The organism is Buttiauxella sp. AC142 (assembly GCF_979253435.1).
The window spans coordinates 1,434,291-1,452,022 of sequence record NZ_CEEDCH010000001.1 but is presented as its reverse complement, the minus strand read 5'-3'; the positions used below and the strand labels follow the sequence as shown (position 1 = coordinate 1,452,022).

At 51.9% G+C, this 17,732-nt stretch carries 22 protein-coding genes and 2 tRNA genes; 16 read left to right on the top strand and 8 right to left on the bottom strand.

Annotation, left to right across the window (positions count from 1 at the left end):
* The first annotated feature begins 28 nt into the window (after positions 1-28).
* The gene (locus AC0IWZ_RS06580; protein ID WP_410372785.1) at positions 29-427 is read left to right on the top strand and encodes a lysozyme inhibitor LprI family protein; all 399 of its coding nucleotides are present in this window, start codon (positions 29-31) and stop codon (positions 425-427) included.
* Here the strand turns inward: AC0IWZ_RS06580 and rutR are convergent.
* Positions 424-1,068 carry an HTH-type transcriptional regulator RutR gene (gene rutR, locus AC0IWZ_RS06575; protein ID WP_034494395.1) on the bottom strand — a complete coding sequence of 215 codons (645 nt, stop codon included), beginning with the start codon at positions 1,066-1,068 and terminating at the stop codon, positions 424-426. The two genes, AC0IWZ_RS06580 and rutR, sit on opposite strands and share 4 nt — an antisense overlap.
* Before the next feature lie 255 nt (positions 1,069-1,323).
* Here rutR and rutA point away from each other — a divergent pair, with 255 nt between their 5' ends.
* The 7 genes from rutA to rutG are packed head-to-tail and all read left to right on the top strand — an operon-like array spanning position 1,324 to position 6,763.
* Positions 1,324-2,415, top strand: a complete 1,092-nt coding sequence (gene rutA, locus AC0IWZ_RS06570; protein ID WP_471677804.1) for a pyrimidine utilization protein A — start codon at positions 1,324-1,326, stop codon at positions 2,413-2,415.
* Entirely contained in the window at positions 2,415-3,113 is a 699-nt protein-coding gene (rutB, locus tag AC0IWZ_RS06565; RefSeq protein ID WP_034494391.1) for a pyrimidine utilization protein B, read from the top strand. Before rutA ends, rutB begins: the two co-directional genes overlap by 1 nt.
* Positions 3,114-3,127: 14 nt before the next feature.
* Positions 3,128-3,514: a pyrimidine utilization protein C gene (gene rutC, locus AC0IWZ_RS06560; protein ID WP_471677805.1), complete on the top strand. Its 387-nt coding sequence runs from the start codon at positions 3,128-3,130 to the stop codon at positions 3,512-3,514.
* A gap of 3 nt (positions 3,515-3,517) precedes the next feature.
* Positions 3,518-4,330 carry a pyrimidine utilization protein D gene (gene rutD, locus AC0IWZ_RS06555; RefSeq protein WP_471677806.1) on the top strand — a complete coding sequence of 271 codons (813 nt, stop codon included), beginning with the start codon at positions 3,518-3,520 and terminating at the stop codon, positions 4,328-4,330.
* The gene (locus AC0IWZ_RS06550; protein WP_471677807.1) at positions 4,327-4,917 is read left to right on the top strand and encodes a malonic semialdehyde reductase; all 591 of its coding nucleotides are present in this window, start codon (positions 4,327-4,329) and stop codon (positions 4,915-4,917) included. Before rutD ends, AC0IWZ_RS06550 begins: the two co-directional genes overlap by 4 nt.
* A gap of 9 nt (positions 4,918-4,926) precedes the next feature.
* A complete protein-coding gene (rutF, locus tag AC0IWZ_RS06545; RefSeq protein ID WP_115629713.1) occupies positions 4,927-5,415 on the top strand; it encodes an NADH-dependent FMN reductase RutF in 489 nt (162 codons plus the stop codon).
* Positions 5,416-5,443: 28 nt separating this feature from the next.
* A complete protein-coding gene (gene rutG, locus AC0IWZ_RS06540) occupies positions 5,444-6,763 on the top strand; it encodes a pyrimidine utilization transport protein G (RefSeq protein WP_471677808.1) in 1,320 nt (439 codons plus the stop codon).
* Positions 6,764-6,854: 91 nt separating this feature from the next.
* On the opposite strand, the gene AC0IWZ_RS06535 is transcribed toward rutG, so the two are convergent.
* Complete coding sequence (locus AC0IWZ_RS06535) at positions 6,855-7,763, bottom strand: DMT family transporter (protein ID WP_034494381.1); 909 nt, start codon at positions 7,761-7,763, stop codon at positions 6,855-6,857.
* Between the two features lie 125 nt (positions 7,764-7,888).
* Positions 7,889-8,065 (bottom strand): con-10 family general stress protein, encoded by a 177-nt coding sequence (locus tag AC0IWZ_RS06530; RefSeq protein WP_034456279.1) that lies wholly within the window; start codon positions 8,063-8,065, stop codon positions 7,889-7,891.
* A 512-nt stretch (positions 8,066-8,577) separates the two neighbouring features.
* On the opposite strand from AC0IWZ_RS06530, the gene wrbA reads away from it, so the two are divergent.
* Positions 8,578-9,174: an NAD(P)H:quinone oxidoreductase gene (wrbA, locus tag AC0IWZ_RS06525; protein WP_034494379.1), complete on the top strand. Its 597-nt coding sequence runs from the start codon at positions 8,578-8,580 to the stop codon at positions 9,172-9,174.
* A 19-nt stretch (positions 9,175-9,193) separates the two neighbouring features.
* Positions 9,194-9,421: a YccJ family protein gene (locus AC0IWZ_RS06520; RefSeq protein WP_034494378.1), complete on the top strand. Its 228-nt coding sequence runs from the start codon at positions 9,194-9,196 to the stop codon at positions 9,419-9,421.
* A 39-nt stretch (positions 9,422-9,460) separates the two neighbouring features.
* On the opposite strand, the gene agp is transcribed toward AC0IWZ_RS06520, so the two are convergent.
* Positions 9,461-10,711, bottom strand: a complete 1,251-nt coding sequence (agp, locus tag AC0IWZ_RS06515; protein WP_471677809.1) for a bifunctional glucose-1-phosphatase/inositol phosphatase — start codon at positions 10,709-10,711, stop codon at positions 9,461-9,463.
* A gap of 168 nt (positions 10,712-10,879) precedes the next feature.
* Here agp and AC0IWZ_RS06510 point away from each other — a divergent pair, with 168 nt between their 5' ends.
* Complete coding sequence (locus tag AC0IWZ_RS06510) at positions 10,880-11,335, top strand: winged helix-turn-helix transcriptional regulator (RefSeq protein WP_034494374.1); 456 nt, start codon at positions 10,880-10,882, stop codon at positions 11,333-11,335.
* Positions 11,336-11,507: 172 nt separating this feature from the next.
* Positions 11,508-12,299: an SDR family NAD(P)-dependent oxidoreductase gene (locus tag AC0IWZ_RS06505; protein WP_034494372.1), complete on the top strand. Its 792-nt coding sequence runs from the start codon at positions 11,508-11,510 to the stop codon at positions 12,297-12,299.
* 44 nt (positions 12,300-12,343) lie between these two features.
* Here the strand turns inward: AC0IWZ_RS06505 and AC0IWZ_RS06500 are convergent.
* From AC0IWZ_RS06500 to AC0IWZ_RS06490, 3 genes are all read right to left on the bottom strand, one after another.
* A tRNA-Ser gene (locus AC0IWZ_RS06500) sits at positions 12,344-12,431 on the bottom strand.
* A gap of 152 nt (positions 12,432-12,583) precedes the next feature.
* A tRNA-Ser gene (locus AC0IWZ_RS06495) sits at positions 12,584-12,671 on the bottom strand.
* 163 nt (positions 12,672-12,834) lie between these two features.
* The gene (locus tag AC0IWZ_RS06490; RefSeq protein ID WP_259267706.1) at positions 12,835-14,436 is read right to left on the bottom strand and encodes an ABC transporter substrate-binding protein; all 1,602 of its coding nucleotides are present in this window, start codon (positions 14,434-14,436) and stop codon (positions 12,835-12,837) included.
* A 250-nt stretch (positions 14,437-14,686) separates the two neighbouring features.
* On the opposite strand from AC0IWZ_RS06490, the gene yccA reads away from it, so the two are divergent.
* Both yccA and tusE read left to right on the top strand, forming a co-directional pair.
* A complete protein-coding gene (gene yccA, locus AC0IWZ_RS06485; protein ID WP_034494370.1) occupies positions 14,687-15,346 on the top strand; it encodes an FtsH protease modulator YccA in 660 nt (219 codons plus the stop codon).
* Between the two features lie 107 nt (positions 15,347-15,453).
* Positions 15,454-15,783: a sulfurtransferase TusE gene (tusE, locus tag AC0IWZ_RS06480; RefSeq protein WP_115629731.1), complete on the top strand. Its 330-nt coding sequence runs from the start codon at positions 15,454-15,456 to the stop codon at positions 15,781-15,783.
* On the opposite strand, the gene yccX is transcribed toward tusE, so the two are convergent.
* Positions 15,780-16,061, bottom strand: coding sequence for an acylphosphatase (gene yccX / locus AC0IWZ_RS06475; RefSeq protein ID WP_034494369.1), 282 nt, complete (start codon positions 16,059-16,061; stop codon positions 15,780-15,782). The genes tusE and yccX overlap by 4 nt on opposite strands.
* Positions 16,062-16,151: 90 nt before the next feature.
* On the opposite strand from yccX, the gene rlmI reads away from it, so the two are divergent.
* Both rlmI and hspQ read left to right on the top strand, forming a co-directional pair.
* The gene (gene rlmI, locus AC0IWZ_RS06470) at positions 16,152-17,342 is read left to right on the top strand and encodes a 23S rRNA (cytosine(1962)-C(5))-methyltransferase RlmI (RefSeq protein WP_471677810.1); all 1,191 of its coding nucleotides are present in this window, start codon (positions 16,152-16,154) and stop codon (positions 17,340-17,342) included.
* 60 nt (positions 17,343-17,402) lie between these two features.
* Positions 17,403-17,720: a heat shock protein HspQ gene (hspQ, locus tag AC0IWZ_RS06465; protein WP_034494367.1), complete on the top strand. Its 318-nt coding sequence runs from the start codon at positions 17,403-17,405 to the stop codon at positions 17,718-17,720.
* Positions 17,721-17,732: the final 12 nt, after the last annotated feature.

The window sequence follows — 17,732 nt, the reverse complement described above, 5'->3', positions numbered from 1 at the left end:
GGGAGCCTTTTTTCTTCGAGGAATGATGATGAAACGCGTTTGTTTACTTATTTCTTGCCTGTTATTAAGCGCCAATGTGCTTGCCGACAGTTGCGATAACGAGACATCGCAGGCTGGACTGAATGAGTGTTACGGCAAAGAATATAAAAAGCAGGATGATTTGCTCAATCAGACTTATCAGAAGGCAATGAAGCTCGCCACGGATAATCAGAAAACCCAGCTCAAAGCGGCGCAAAATGCGTGGATTGCTTTTCGCGATGCCGACTGTGCATTCTTAACCTCTGGCGCTGACGGCGCATCCGTCGCCCCAATGGTGCACGCACAATGTATGACAGACAAAACCCGTGAGCGCACGGAGCTGCTGAAAAGCACGCTCAATTGCGAAGAAGGCGACGTAAGCTGTGTTTTCCATCCAGGCTCGAATTAACGCACCCGAATACCTTCAATAATCATCCGCTGCACGTTTTCTACCGTGCGGCGGAAAAACGCCTCGTCCTGAAGATTGCTGCCCGCCACCGCTTCAACCTGGCTTGCGAAGTCAGCGTAGTGCTGAGTGGTTGCCCACAGCATAAAAATCAAATGGTGCGGGTCTACCGCCGCCAGTTTTCCGCTCTCGACCCAACCGGCAATAATGGCCGATTTTTCATCCACCAGCGTTTTTAAATCCCCGGTTAATTCTTCTTTCAGCAACGGTGCGCCTTGCAGCATTTCGAGACAGAACAAGCGCGAGGCCTGCGGGTAATCACGGGAAACTTCAAGTTTCAAACGGATGTATTCGCCTATCGCCACCAGCGGCTGTAAATCTTCACGAAAAGCACGCAACGGCGCCAGCCAGATATCCAGAATTTGTTTGAGCACCGCGACGTAGAGCGCTTCTTTGGAAGGGTAATAATAGAGAAGATTGGTTTTCGACACTTCGGCACGCTCAGCGACCTGCTCGATGCTGGTGCCATGAATGCCAAACTGGGAGAAAAACTCCAGTCCCGCAGCCAGAATTGCCTGCTTTTTCGCTGCGACCGCACGCACGCGCCGTCCGGTTTCTTTGGTTGCTGCGCCACCTTGTGCCATGCCATTTCTCTTTATTCGGTTTTGCCCAACAGCATAGCAAAAGCGCCTGGCGACAACGATCTGTTTGCGCCCCTTTGCACCCTGAACGCGCACTGACGCCTGTTTTTTGTGCATTCATTTTGACCAAACAGTCTGATTTTAATACATCAAAAATAGAAACCAATTATCAACATGATGATAACAAACCAGTTTTCCAACCTGGCATCCGGCTTGCAAAGACTCAACTGAAAGAAACCATTTCCAGAGAGGCTTGTGATGAAAATTGGCGTATTTGTTCCTATCGGCAACAACGGCTGGTTAATTTCTACTAACGCGCCGCAATACATGCCCACGTTTGAGCTGAACAAAGCGATTGTGCAAAAAGCTGAATATTACGATTTCGACTTTGCCCTCTCGATGATCAAACTGCGCGGCTTTGGCGGCAAAACTGAATTTTGGGATCATAACCTCGAGTCATTCAGTCTGATGGCAGGGCTTGCGGCGGTGACATCCAAAATTCAGATTTACGCGACAGCGGCCACGCTCACATTGCCGCCTGCCATCGTGGCGCGAATGGCGTCGACCATTGATTCCATCGCACCGGGGCGCTTTGGGGTGAATCTGGTGACCGGCTGGCAGAAACCGGAATACGAACAAATGGGCATCTGGCCGGGCGATGAATATTTCGCTCGCCGCTACGACTACCTTTCTGAATACGCCACGGTGCTGCGCGATTTGTGGGGAACCGGGCAAAGTGATTTAAAAGGTGATTTTTTCACCATGAACGATTGCCGCTTAAGCCCGCGCCCCTCTCAGCCGGTGAAAATGATTTGCGCCGGGCAGAGCGATGCGGGCATGGCGTTTTCTGCCGAATATGCCGATTACAACTTCTGCTTTGGCAAAGGCGTTAACACGCCAACCGCCTTCGCTCCCACTGCCGCGCGCATGGTTGAAGCGGCGCAAATAACCGGGCGCGATGTCGGTTCCTACGTGCTGTTTATGATTATCGCCGATGAAACCGACGAGGCCGCACGCGCCAAATGGGAGCACTACAAAGCGGGTGCCGATGAAGAAGCGCTGGCGTGGTTGACCGAACAAAGTCAAAAAGACACGCGTTCCGGTTCCGATACCAACGTGCGCCAGATGGCGGACCCCACTTCAGCCGTGAATATCAACATGGGCACCCTGGTGGGCTCTTACGCCACCGTCGCCCGTCTGCTGGATGAAGTCGCCACCGTTCCCGGTGCCGAAGGCGTACTGCTCACCTTTGATGATTTCCTCGCTGGCATTGAAGCTTTCGGCGAAAAAATCCAACCGCTAATGCAGTCGCGTACGCATCTTTCCCCTTCTGCTCGCGAGGTGGCGTGATGAAACAAATCACTCTTGATGCTCGCCCCGAAGCCATCACTTTTGCCGCTGAACAAACGGCGCTGATCGTCGTCGATATGCAAAATGCTTACGCAAGCCAGGGCGGTTATCTGGACCTTGCGGGCTTTGATGTTTCAGCAACCAAACCGGTTATCGAAAACATTAAAACAGCGGTGGCCGCCGCTCGGGAAGCTGGCATGTTGATTGTCTGGTTCCAGAACGGTTGGGACAGCGATTATGTCGAAGCTGGCGGGCCTGGCTCGCCGAATTTCCACAAGTCCAACGCTCTCAAAACCATGCGCAAGCAGCCGGAATTACAGGGAAAACTGCTGGCAAAAGGCAGCTGGGATTACCAACTGGTGGACGAACTGGTGCCGCAGCCGGGTGATATCGTGCTGCCCAAACCTCGTTACAGCGGTTTCTTTAACACGCCGCTGGATAGCATTTTGCGGTCGCGGGGTATTCGCCACCTGGTGTTTACCGGTATCGCCACCAACGTTTGCGTGGAATCGACACTGCGCGATGGCTTTTTCCTCGAATATTTTGGCGTGGTTTTAGCCGACGCCACGCATCAGGCCGGGCCTGCGTTTGCGCAGCAAGCCGCACTTTTCAATATCGAAACCTTCTTTGGTTGGGTGAGCGACGTCGGCACGTTTTGCCAGGCGTTACAGCCGCCATCCCTTGCCCGAATTGCCTGAACAGGAGAATGCCGATGCCGAAATCTGTGATTATTCCGCCGGGAACCACAACCCCTATTGCGCCATTTGTACCGGGCACCCTGGCCGATGGAGTGGTGTATGTCTCCGGCACGTTGCCGTTCGATAAGCAAAACAATGTGGTGTATGTCGGAGACGCCAAAGCCCAGACGCGCCATGTGCTGGAAACCATAAAATCGGTGATTGAAACCGCAGGCGGCACCATGGATGACGTGACGTTTAACTCGATTTTCATCACCGACTGGAGCAACTACGCCGCCATCAACGAAGTGTACGCCGAGTTTTTCCCCGGCGAAAAACCGGCCCGCTTCTGCATTCAGTGCGGGCTGGTAAAACCCGACGCGTTGGTTGAAATCGCCAGCGTCGCGCATATCGGGAAATAGCTTATGCAAATTGAGCTGACTCCAGCGCCCTTCCCCGACGCCCCCGTTCTGCTCTTGATTGCGGGGCTTGGAGGAACTGGCAATTACTGGCTGCCACAACGAGCGGCACTGAGCGAACATTACCAACTGATGATGTACGACCAGCGCGGAACTGGCGTGAACCGCGAGCCGCTACCCAATGATTACTCGCTTGCCGATATGGCTTATGAAATCCACAGCGCCGTGTTGCAACAGGGCATTACGCATTACAGCGTGCTCGGACATGCGCTCGGCGGGCTGGTCGCCCTGCAACTGGCGCTGGACTACCCGGCGTCTATTGATCGCATTGCGATAATTAATGGCTGGTTACAGCTCAATGCCCATACGCGGCGCTGTTTTGCGGTGCGTGAAACGCTGCTACGCGATAGTGGCCCAACCGCCTATTTGCAGGCTCAACCGCTTTTTCTCTACCCGGCAGACTGGATGGCGGCGAATCAGCCGTGCCTCGAGGCCGAAGAAGCGATGCACAATGCGCACTTTCAGGGAGCTGAAAATCTGACTCGCCGCCTGAATGCGCTGAAAGCGGCTGATTTCCACGACACAGCCGCACATATTCACCAGCCGGTGCTGCTGATTTGCTCCCGCGACGATCTGCTGGTGCCGTGGAATTGTTCTGTGGAATTACATGAAGCGCTGCCTGAAAGCAGGCTTGAAGTGATGCCATGGGGTGGACACGCCTGCAACGTCACTGACGCGAACAATTTTAATCAACGGTTTCTGAGCGCAATGAGCACTTTGCAGCAAATCGAACTCTCTTTTCAGAAGGAAAATGTATGAGTCATGCCCTCTCAAGCGAGGCGCTGGAAACGCTGTTTACCGGCGCTCGAACCCACAGCGCGTGGCTGGATAAACCGGTGAGTGATACCCAGCTTGCCGAGATTTATAACCTGATGCGCCTTGGCCCAACCTCCGCCAACTGTTCGCCTGCACGCTTTTTATTTGTCCGCAGCCCGGAGGCAAAAGCACGTCTTAAACCCGCACTGTCATCGGGCAATATCGACAAAACCATGAGCGCGCCCGTAACCGCCATCGTGGCCTGGGATCCTGCTTTCTTTGAACAATTGCCGACGTTGTTCCCTTACGCCGACGCCCGCGCCTGGTTTACCTCAAGCCCGGAGCTGGCAGAAGAAACGGCATTTCGCAACAGCTCCATGCAAGCGGCCTATCTGATTGCGGCCTGTCGGGCGCTCGGTTTCGACACCGGGCCGATGTCCGGGTTTGACCGTGAAAAAGTCGATACGGAGTTTTTCAGCGCCAACGGCTGGAAAAGTAATTTGCTGATAAACATCGGTTATGGCGACCCGGCAAAAGCCCATACGCGTCTGCCACGTTTAGCGTTTGAAGCCGCTTGCCGCGTGGCTTAAGGAGCAAAGATGATTGAGAAACAAATCTTCCGCGATGCGATGTCGTGCCTGGGGGCGGCGGTGAATATCGTCACCACCGACGGCCCTGCCGGACGCGCAGGCTTTACCGCATCAGCGGTGTGCAGCGTCACCGACGACCCGCCAACCCTGCTGGTTTGCCTGAATCGTAGCGCGTCGGTGTGGCCAATTTTTAGCCGCAACGAGGCGCTATGTGTCAACACTCTGGCCGCCGGACACGAAGCGTTATCCAATCTGTTTGGCGGAAAAACCGCCATGACCGAGCGCTTTTCCGCCGCGCGCTGGCGAAACGGTGCGACAGGTTGTCCGCAACTTGAAGGGGCCATTGTCTCTTTTGATTGCCGTATCAGCCAGGTCGTCAGTGTGGGCACGCATGACATTTTATTCTGTGAATTAGTGGCTCTTGAACGTAACGACGAGTCCCACGGTCTGGTGTGGTTTGACCGTGGCTATCACCAACTGATGCGGCCTGCCTGTTAGCCGAAACGTGTTCCCTCTGGAGATGAATATGGCGAATTCCTGGTTTCCACAATGGCGTAAAAAATCTGCGATAACGGAAGGCGGAGTCATCGCCCCGGATGAAACGCTGCCGCTCGGTCAAACGCTGGTGATGGGCGTGCAGCATGCGGTGGCAATGTTTGGCGCAACGGTACTGATGCCGCTTTTGATGGGGCTTGATCCTAATTTGTCGATATTAATGTCGGGGGTTGGGACGCTGCTATTCTTCCTGGTCACCGGAGGGCGCGTGCCGAGTTACTTAGGCTCGAGTGCCGCGTTTGTCGGCGTGGTGATTGCTGTTACTGGTTTTAACGGGCAAGGCTTAAACCCGCATTTAAGCGTGGCGCTCGGCGGAATTATCGCCTGTGGCCTGGTGTATACGCTGATTGGGTTTGTGGTGATGAAGGCCGGAACGCGCTGGATTGAACGGCTGATGCCTCCCGTAGTGACCGGTGCAGTGGTGATGGCCATCGGCCTGAATCTGGCACCCATTGCGGTGCGGGGCGTTTCCGCCAGCAGCTTCGATAGCTGGATGGCGGTCATGACGGTGATGTGTATCGGGCTGATTGCGGTGTTTACCCGAGGCATGATCCAACGCTTGTTAATTCTGATTGGCCTCATTCTCGCCTGCGCCATTTACGCGGTGCTGGCAAATGGTTTTGGCTTCGGTAAACCGGTGGATTTTGCGCTGATTGGTGCTGCGGCATGGTTCGGTATTCCGCAAATGACTTCACCGACGTTTAACGTGCAGGCGATGATGCTGATAGCGCCCGTGGCGGTGATTCTGGTGGCAGAAAACCTCGGACATTTAAAAGCCGTTGCCGGGATGACGGGTAAAAATATGGACCCGTACATCGGCAAAGCGTTTGTCGGCGATGGCCTGGCAACCATGCTTTCAGGCTCGGTCGGCGGCAGCGGCGTGACGACTTACGCGGAAAATATCGGTGTGATGGCGGTGACAAAAGTCTATTCAACACTCGTGTTTGTCGCCGCCTCCGGCATCGCTATGTTATTGGGTTTTTCACCAAAATTTGGCGCGCTTATCCATACTATTCCGGGGCCAGTGATTGGCGGCGCATCTATTGTGGTGTTTGGCTTGATAGCCGTAGCGGGGGCACGGATTTGGGTGCAGCACAATGTTGATTTAAGCCAGAACGGCAACCTGATTATGGTGGCGGTAACGCTGGTATTGGGGGCGGGTGATTTCGCCTTAACGATCGGTGGTTTCACGCTCGGCGGGATTGGGACGGCTACTTTTGGCGCGATTATACTGAACTCTATTTTGAGCCGCCGCCCGGTGGTTATTGCCGACGGCGCAGTCGTTCCATAAGTCGGATGACGCTTCGCTTATCCGACCTACAGTAAGTCGTTGTAGGTCGGGCTAGCGTAGCGACCCCCGACAGAACAGACATATCCGGTCTCTACAATGCTGAGAGTGATTCCTGCTTCTTTTTGCGTTTGAGTTTTAGCTCGCTGACCAACACGCCCAGCACAATCAACGCGCCACCCAGTAGCGCCAACACGGGTAATCGCTCCCCGGCAATACGCCCGAAAATACCTGCCCAAACCGGTTCTCCGGTGTAAATCACCGTCGCTCGCGTCGGGGAAACGCTGCGTTGCGCCCAGTTCATCGTCACTTGAATAATGGCGCTGAAAATCCCTAGACCTAACGCAATAGCCAGCAAATCAGGAGTAAATGCAGGAACACTTTCGCCAGCCGGAATCATGGTGGCAAACGCAACAATCGAGGCGGTTGCAAGCTGCACAATCGTGACGCGTTTAATATCCACTTTCCCCGCCCAGGCGCTGATAAGAATGATTTCTGCGGCAATCGCCAGGGCGCTAATCAGCGTGATAATTTCACCCGCGCCAAGCGTTAACGAGGTGCCGTCCGGCCCGGCAAGAAAAATCAGGCCGATAAATGCGAGTGCTACGCCAATCCACGACATCACACCCGGCATTCTGCCCAGACAAATCCATTGCAGCACGGGCACCAGCGGCACGTACATCGCAGTAATAAATGCGGATTTACTACTGGGAATGGTCTGCAAACCCCAGGTTTGCATGCTGTAACCTATCGCAATCGACACCCCGATAAACACACCAGCTTTGACCTCAAGCCAGGTCAGGCCGCGCAGTGTTTTTAGTGACAGCAAACCCACCGCCAGCGCGGCGGTGGCAAAGCGTAATCCGACGAAAAAGAACGGCCCGCTCATCGTCATCGCATATGACACGGCAAGGAATGTCCCACCCCAAAACATGGTAATGAGGATCAGGATGGCTTCCTGGGGTTTTATGGCAAATTGGTAACGGCGCAATAGGGCTGACATGGAAATACCGAAGCGGAATAAGCAAGCCGGATAGTGTGCTGTGCGACGGGGGGCCGCGCAATGGGACAGACAAAATAAAACCGCCGGCTTTCACCGGCGGTTGGGGTTAACCAGGCTGCGTACGATTACTTACTGCTACCTTTGCCGTGGCTATTTTTGCCCCCTTTCTGGCCTGCTTCTGAGGCACGTTGCGGGTCATTTTTGAAGTTCCCGCCACTATGCTGGCCACCTTTGCGACCTGCTTCTGATGCTCTTTCACGGTCTTCAGCAAAATTACCTGACCCACCACGATGGTTTGCCATTTCTAACCTCCAGATTGGATTGCGAAATAGTTAAGAGATCATATTGCATTCGGTCAAAGAAGATTCTTTCACCGCGCGAACAAAACATACTCTAAATAATTCGAGTCGCAGGAAGGCGGCAAGGGAACTAATCCCGATGAGCTTACATAAGTAAGTGATTCGGGTAAGTGAGTGAAGCCAACACCCCTGCGGCTTGAAATATGACGAGTATTAACGTTGCCGCGTGGAAGTAAGTTTAGTGCAGTGAGGGTAATTGACCAGTTAATCGTAATATCTTGCAACATGTAATCGCCAGAATGGGTGATTTTTTTGCCGCTTAATCCATAAGACTTTCTTATTTTTAGTGAAATAGTCACCTCAGGAAAATGTGACGTAATGCGACATTTCTCCCCAAATGCCTACCAGATTGTGAAGGATCAAGGAATCGGCACTCAAGGTTGCAGTCTGAGCCACAGCACTTATCTTTAGAGTACGGCAGCAAACGCTGCGACACAGGTAAGGAGTGAAGCGAAATGGCTAAAGTTCTGGTGCTTTATTATTCAATGTACGGACACATCGAAACCATGGCACACGCTGTGGCAGAAGGTGCACAGAAGGTTGATGGCGTAGAGGTAACGGTGAAACGCGTCCCGGAAACCATGCCCGCCGATGCATTCTTAAAAGCCGGGGGTAAGACGCAAAATGCCCCGCAAGCCACACCACAAGAGCTTGCCGATTACGACGCAATTATTTTTGGCACTCCAACCCGCTTTGGCAATATGTCCGGGCAGATGCGCACCTTCCTCGATCAAACGGGTGGCTTATGGGCATCTGGCGCTTTACACGGCAAACTTGCCAGCGTGTTTAGTTCAACCGGCACTGGCGGCGGCCAGGAACATACCATCTCTTCAACCTGGACCACACTTGCCCACCACGGCATGGTGATTGTCCCTATCGGTTACGCGGCACAAGAATTGTTTGATGTTTCACAGGTTCGTGGTGGGACGCCTTACGGTGCAACAACGATTGCCGGAGCAGACGGTTCGCGCCAGCCGAGCCAGGAAGAGCTGTCGATTGCGCGCTTCCAGGGCGAACACGTCGCGCGACTGGCGGTTAAACTGAACGGTTAAATTCATTACGGAGGAGAGCATGCAGAATCAACAATCAAAAGTTCATCATGTTGGTGAATGGGCGAGTTTGAGAAACACTTCTCCTGAAATAGCAGAGGCTATTTTTGAAGTGGCAAAATACGACGAAAAATTAGCTGAGAAAATTTGGGAAGATGGCAACGACGAAGTCTTAACGTTGGCATTTGAAAAAACGGATAAAGATTCGCTATTTTGGGGCGAGCAAACCATCGAGCGGAAAAACGTGTAACCTGATTTCCCCCGCTCACGGCGGGGGATCCCCTTTCTTTTACTTCGCCTGACTCACCGATTGCGCTAACACTTCGGTAAATTTATCCCACGGGCAAAAACCATTCGCATCGGTCGGGCAACCGTTAAGCTGGAGCGTCACACGCTGCGGCGGTTGTTGCAGGCTTAATACATCCGCCTTACGCAACTGCTCGGTGCTTTGATAGACGTACTCCACCTTCATCAATTCACGATTGTTATCCGCATCATGCCAGCGCTGGAACATGATTTTCCCGCCAATTGGCGTACGTTCATATTGCTCAGGCAATTGATAAGGTTTGAAATCCAGTGCCGTCAGCAGCGATGCAATGTTGGAGTCATGCCCAACCAGCAACGTGATTTTTGGCCCTTTATTATCATTGCCCGCCAACGCATTCTGAATGTATTTGATCAGCGGTGCGGCGACATTTCGCGCCACTTGTGGCGAGGTAAACAGCGTGTCCTGATAACTATTTTTCAACTGGGATAATACCTTCCACTGCTGGTCGGTTTTGATTTTCCCCCAGGCGACGTTATCTACCGGGAAGCCTTCGTAATATTGCAGCGTAAACGCATCCACCAGCGAGTTACCGACTTTGAGCGGGCCACTCACGCCAGGTTCTTCTGTGGCATTGGCGCTAAATTTGTCTTTCTGCGCGGTCAGGTTACACACCTGTTTTTCTTTGCAACCTGGCGAATCTTTGAATGCGACAATTTGCTCCAGTAGCTGGTAGCTGTCGTCCAGTTTGAAGTGCTCGCGCTGGGTTTCCATCGCCTTCAGAGCGGCTTGCTTAAACTCAGGCGAATCATTGGTGATGACCGGGTTGAAGGTTGGGTCCATGGTGCCCATTTTTTCCTGATGATGGACAGGAACATCACATCCAGGAAACGCCCCGGTGATAAAGAACTGCGCCGTAGCGACGGTGCGTTGCAAGCTGTTAGCGTAGGCGTAAACGCTTTGTGGCGTTGGGCATTCACCACTTTTGACCAGCCCTTGTTCGGCAAGCCATTCACGTAAGTAATGGCCCATATACACTTCCAGCACGCCGCCTTTAGTGGTGAGCTGCCCACCCGGCACATCCCATTCAGGCCATGACTGAGCCGTGGATTGTTCCAGTACGCTGCCATTGTTAGCCAGCGGGGCGCGCAGGTTATGGCGACTCATCAGCAACACTTGTTCAAGTTTGTAACCCTGTGGCGCGGTTTCGGCGTGCGCCATTGCAGGTGCGAAGCAAGCCATAGCCAATAATGTTGCAATCGTTTTTTTATTCATCCCTTTATCCTCAAGAGGTTATTGCACGAATGAAGTGCCGCATTCAGTTTGGCAGAAAATAGCGCAACCGCCTTTTGAGCCTGTCGCAAAAACAGAGGAAGAAGGAAAACTATTCAATATGGATAATGGGTTTTATAATAAAACCAAATGATGTGCTGTGGAGGTCAAATGAAACGCAAAAGTATGGAAGGCAGTATCTGCCCGGTAGCCCGGTCGCTTGATATCATCGGTGACTGGTGGTCGTTGCTGATTGTGCGCGATGCACTGAACGGCCTGACGCGTTTTGGTGAGTTCCAAAAAAACCTCGGCATCGCCAAAAACATGCTGACTCAGCGCTTAAAACAACTGGTTGAGCAAGACATTTTGACGGTTCGCCCCGCAACCGACGGCAGCGCATGGAATGAATATGTGTTGACCGAAAAAGGCCGAGCCCTGCAAACAGTGCTGGTTGCGCTGGCGCAATGGGGTGGCGATTATCTGTTTGATAGCCACGAAAAGTGCAGCGTGCTGGTTGACGACGAACTGCATCAACCACTGCGTAAACTCACGTTACAAGCACAGGACGGACGCACTCTCGCCCCTGAAGAAGTGGTCGCACAAATCCCAGCTATTCCCGTCGAGTAACCTGTTGAAGGGTGGATAAAAGATCGGTTTATCCGCCCCATCCATCCCTCTCCAACAAACGCAGAAAGAAAAAATTCCGCATAATTTGGTTGCATTATAAAACCATTAATTCTATTTTTAATTTAGTTTCATCATGAAACCTAAAAATCACTTTCACCGACGAGGCTTGACCATGACCACTTCCCCTTCTGTTGCAGTAATTACCGGCGCATCTTCAGGCATTGGCGCGGTTTATGCAGAGCGCTTCGCCGCTCGCGGATACGATTTGCTGTTGGTTGCGCGTCGCGAAGATCGCCTGCGTGAACTGGCAGCAAAACTGGAATCTCTGCACGGTATCAACGTTCAGACATTAACCGCCGATCTCGCAAAGGAGAGCGGCATGCAGGCGGTGGAAAAGTCACTTCGCAGCAATGAACGGATAAGTGTGTTGGTCAATAATGCCGGTGTCGCACACCTTGCGCCGTTTACGGCAGGCAGCGCTGAGTTACATCAGGCCGATATAGCGCTTAATATCACCGCGCTGACACGCCTGAGCCTTGCCGCCCTCACCCGTTTTCAGGCACAAAACAGCGGCACGCTGATTAACGTTGCCTCGGTCGTTTCGCTGCATGCGCGCGCAGGAAGTTCGGTGTACAGCGGCACCAAGGGTTATGTGCTGAATTTCACAAGAGGTTTGCAGGAGGAAGTGGCGGGTACCAACGTGAAGATTCAGGCGGTATTGCCCGCCATGACGGCGACAGAAATCTGGGAGGTGTCCGGTGTTTCTATGGAAAATCTGCCACCCGCCGCCATCATGACCACGGAGAATCTGGTCGATGCGGCGTTAGCGGGCCTGGATCAAGGCGAAGCGGTGACGATTCCGCCTCTGCATGACCTGGCGAAATGGGAAGCCTATGAATCAGCGCGACTGGCTGTTTTTGAAAGCTGCCTGACGGGCGTTCCGGCACCGCGTTACCAGAAGTAAAAACGAAAAAGCCCCAGCTTATTTCTAAGCTGGGGCTTGAATGTTGGTGGAAGCGTAGAGATTCGAACTCTAGAACCCTTTCGGATCGCCGGTTTTCAAGACCGGTGCCTTCAACCACTCGGCCACGCTTCCAACGAGGCGAACTATAAACATCTCCGAACTTCCTGTAAAGCCTGACTTTGTTCGTTCGCCTTAAAAATAACCAAAATCGTGTTATTTAATTGAAACATCAAAAAGTTAAAACGAAAAAGCCCCAGCTTATTTCTAAGCTAGGGCTTGAATGTTGGTGGAAGCGTAGAGATTCGAACTCTAGAACCCTTTCGGATCGCCGGTTTTCAAGACCGGTGCCTTCAACCACTCGGCCACGCTTCCAACGAGGCGAACTATAAACATCCCCATACTTCCTGTAAAGCACGATTTTGTTCGTTCGCCTGATAAATCACCAAACTCGCGCTGTTTGAGTGAAACGCCAACAACTTGAGTAATTTAACATCAGAATTTGTTGCAATTTTTGCCGCCTGCAACGCGCCGACTATCAATGTTTTTTGATGTACATATCTTTGGTGTAGTAGAAACCAAGGTTGTTTGGCGCGTATCCGCCGACATAAGGTTTCACTAACTGGACCAGCACATAGTGATAAACCGGAATGGCTGGCACATCTTCCGCCAGTTTATCTTCGGCTTGTTGGTAAAACTTACCGCGCTGTTCCACATTGTCTGCTTTGGCTGCATTTTTTAGTGCGTCATCAAAAGCGGCATTGCTGTACTTCGAGGTATTTTCGCTATCGCCAGTGCGGAAGTTATTCAGGAATGTCGCTGCATCGTCGTAATCAGCAATCCACGCATAACGCACCACGTCAAAAGTCCCGCTGTGCATGGTATCAAGCATGGTTTTCCATTCCTGGTTTTGCAGCTTCGCTTCTACACCCAGGTTTTTGCTCCACATTGAACTGGCGGCAATGGCAATGCGTTGATGCGATTCAGAGGTGTTGTACAACAGATTGAATTTCAACGGATGGGTGGCATTAAACCCCGCTTCTTCCAGAAGCTTTTTCGCTTCCGCTACACGCTTCTCATGGCTCCAACTGGCGTAATCAGGTGATTTGAGTTCAACACCACCAATATCTTTCTGGCTGATGACCCAGGCCGGGATTTGCCCCTGCCCCAGCACTTTTTCAGCGATGATGTCTTTATCCAGTGCCATGTTCAGCGCACGCCGCACACGCGGGTCGTTAAATGGCGCTTTAGTGGTATTAAATTGGTAGTAGTAGGTCGCCAGCTTAGGCGTCACATGGACTTGATCGGGTATAGATTTCTTCAGTGAAGCGTACAGCGTTTGCGGCACAGTCAAAACAATATCAATTTCACCGGCTTTATAGCGGTTGATGTCTGAGGTTTCAGAAGCAATGGGTAAATAAGTCACTTTGTTAATTACGGTGTGGCTATCGTCCCAATAGTTTTTATTACGCACCCCGATGACTTTTTCGTTTACTACCCAATCAGAAAGTGTGTATGGCCCACTGCTGACAAAATTGGCCGGTTGCGTCCATTTGTCGCCAAACTTCTCAACGACGGCTTTATCAACCACCACCAGCGAGGTGTGAGCGAGCATTGCGAGGAAGGCGGCAGTAGGTTGAGTCAGCGTAACTTGTAGCGTGGTTGCATCTAACGCTTTCACACCTAACGTATCAGGAGATTTTTTACCCTCTGCAATATCCGCCGCATTTTCCACATGCATATTGCCGAGATAACTCGCATAAGGTGATCCTATTTTAGGATCAACCAGTCGCTGCCAACTCCAGACCACATCTTCAGCAGTGATCGGCTCACCGTTGGACCATTTAATACCTGGGCGAAGATGGAAAACCCATTCCGTGCTGCTTTTTTGTTCCCACTTGTCGGCCAGTCTTGGCTCGATGGAACCATCGTTGCGTACCTCTACCAGCCCTTCAAAAAAATCACTGATAATTGCCGACTCCACACTACTTTCTACTTTATGAGGATCAAGTGAAGCCGGTTCGCTGCCATTGTTGCGTACTAGTTCCTGTTTCGCAGCCAGTTCGGTTCCTGCTGGCACATTAGCCGCCCAGGCACCTGAAATTGCACTAGCCAGTCCAATTGCGATAAACGATTTCATAAATGTGATGTGGTTATTTGTTTTCATAACACGCCTTATTTGAGTTATTAACGACGGTACGGTTAACACTCTTAGCAGCCGAAATAGATAAAGCAATAAATTTCAGCCACATATAAGTGAGTTTTATGACGGAAGTCTGGTCTGTGAAATAATGCCCGGCAAGGTAAAGATGGGTAAAAGGACTTTATTGCAATAAAGGAGGCCATTACTCTCAGTCACTATAACCACTGCTATAAGAGAGAGTTTCTGAATGGATCGCATAATTACTTCCTCGCGTGACCGTTCGTCACTGCTGAGTACCCACAAGGTACTGCGTAATACCTATTTCCTGCTCAGCCTGACGCTGGCGTTTTCTGCGATTACCGCAACCGCCAGCACCGTGCTGATGCTGCCATCCCCAGGTTTGATTCTGACGCTGGTCGGCATGTATGGCCTGATGTTTTTAACCTATCGCCTGGCGGATAAGCCGACCGGTATTCTGGCTGCGTTCGCCTTTACGGGATTCCTGGGGTATATCCTTGGGCCAATGCTGAATTCCTACATCTCTGCCGGTATGGGCGATGTCATTGGCATGGCGCTGGGCGGCACCGCACTGGTGTTCTTCAGCTGCTCTGCTTATGTGCTGACCACCAAAAAAGACATGTCCTTCCTCGGCGGTATGCTGATGGCGGGCGTGGTTGTCGTGCTTATCGGTATGGTGGCAAACATCTTCCTGCAATTGCCTGCTCTGCATCTGGCAATAAGCGCGGTGTTTATTCTGATTTCATCCGGTGCGATTTTGTTTGAAACCAGCAATATCATCCGTGGTGGCGAAACCAACTACATTCGCGCAACGGTGAGCTTGTACGTTTCTCTGTACAATATCTTCATCAGCCTGTTGAGCATTCTGGGCTTCGCAAGCCGCGATTAATCGCACAGAGCACCTCACACCCAAGCCTCGCATCTGCGGGGCTTTGTTTTTTCTGGCCCGGTAAATTTGCTACACTGCGCCCAGTTTGTCTGGAGCAAAGAATAATGATGTTGATGTTTGAAGGCCGTGAGATAGAAACCGATGCTGATGGTTATCTTAAAAATAGCCAGGAGTGGAGCGAACCGCTTGCCGAAGCGATTGCCGCCAAAGAAGGCATTACGCTTGCCGTAGAGCACTGGGAAGTGGTGAGATTCGTGCGCGAGTTTTATCTCGAATTTAATACTTCCCCGGCAATTCGGATGCTGGTTAAAGCCATGGCAAACAAATTCGGAGAAGAGAAAGGCAATAGCCGCTATCTGTACCGATTGTTTCCAAAAGGGCCGGCTAAGCAGGCAACGAAAATTGCTGGCCTACCAAAGCCGGTGAAATGCATTTAGTAGCGAATACTAAAGTCTGTCCATTGGCGGTCAGGTTGGTGAGGTTCTGTCAGCACTTTATCCACCCTGGCACTGCGCGGCCCCCCAGCTTTTAGCCATGCGATGAGCGCCTCAACCTGTTGCGCTTCACCGCAGGCCAATACCTCAACGCTACCGTCATCCATATTGCGGGCATAACCGGTTAACCCCAGTTTTAACCCCTCGCGCTGGGTGCTGTAACGAAAACCGACGCCCTGAACCAGGCCGTGGACCCAGGCAAGTGTGCATACTGTGGCCATAACTTCCTCCGTTTCGGGTTCTTGCGTTGCATTTAGCCGGTGTAAGCCGGAAAATGACGCCCAATTATTAGCAAGAAAGCATAGCAAATTATGAGTGTACGTTTAGTGTTAACCAAAGGGCGCGAAAAATCGTTATTGCGCCGTCATCCGTGGGTGTTTTCTGGTGCCGTTGCACGCATGGAAGGCAAAGCCAACCTTGGTGAAACGATTGATGTCGTGGATAGCCAGGGCAAATGGTTAGCCCGCGCCGCTTATTCCCCATCGTCGCAAATTCGTGCTCGCGTCTGGACATTTGATGCCAACGAAAGCATTGATATTGAATTCTTCATTCGTCGTTTAAAGCAGGCGCAACTTTGGCGCGAATGGCTCGCCGCGCGTGACGGGCTGGACAGCTATCGCCTGATTGCAGGCGAGTCCGATGGAATGCCAGGCGTCACTATCGATCGTTTCGGCAATTTTTTAGTGCTGCAATTGCTTTCAGCCGGTGCGGAATATCAGCGCCCGGCAGTGGTTGCTGCTTTGCAAAACCTCTACCCAGAATGCGCGATTTACGACCGTTCTGACGTAGCGGTGCGTAAGAAAGAAGGTATGGAATTAACGCAAGGCCCGGTCAGCGGTGAACTGCCACCTGATTTATTGCCAATTGAAGAGCACGGCATGAAGTTGCTGGTCGATATCAAAGGCGGCCACAAAACCGGCTATTACCTTGACCAGCGTGATAGCCGTTTTGCCACTCGCCAGTATGTGAAAGATAAGCGTGTGCTGAACTGTTTCTCTTATACCGGTGGTTTTGCGGTTTCTGCTTTGATGGGCGGATGTAGCCAGGTTGTCAGCGTGGACACCTCTCAGGATGCGCTTGATGTTGCGAAGCAAAACGTTGAGCTGAACAAACTCGATTTGAGCAAAGCTGAGTTCTTGCGTGATGATGTATTTAAACTGCTGCGCAAGTATCGCGACCAGGGTGAGAAGTTCGACGTTATCGTGATGGACCCACCGAAGTTTGTCGAAAACAAGAGCCAATTGATGGGTGCTTGCCGCGGCTATAAAGATATCAACATGCTGGCCATCCAGCTGTTGAATCCGGGTGGCATTCTGATGACGTTCTCTTGTTCTGGACTGATGACGACAGATTTATTCCAGAAAATCATTGCTGATGCCGCCGTTGATGCCGGGCGTGATGTACAATTTATAGAGCAGTTCCGTCAGGCCGCCGATCACCCAGTGATCGCGACCTACCCGGAAGGGCTGTATCTGAAAGGGTTTGCCTGTCGCATCATGTAACTTGAAAAATGGAATGTTGCCCGCACATTAATGGCAGGTAATGTTTCTCAGGAGGTGACTATGATTGCCAGCAAATTCGGCATTGGCCAGCAAGTACGACATTCTTTGCTGGGTTATCTGGGGGTGGTGGTCGATATCGACCCGGAATATTCTCTGGATGAACCTGCGGAAGATGATCTGGCCGACAACGATGTCCTCCGTAGTGCCCCCTGGTATCATGTAGTGATGGAAGATGATGATGGCCAGGCGGTGCATACCTATCTTGCTGAAGCCCAGTTAAGTGGGGAGTCACAAGACGAGCATCCCGAACAACCGTCGATGGATGAATTGGCGGCTTCGATACGGCAGCAACTTCAGGCACCTCGCCTACGTAATTAGCAAAAACCCCAC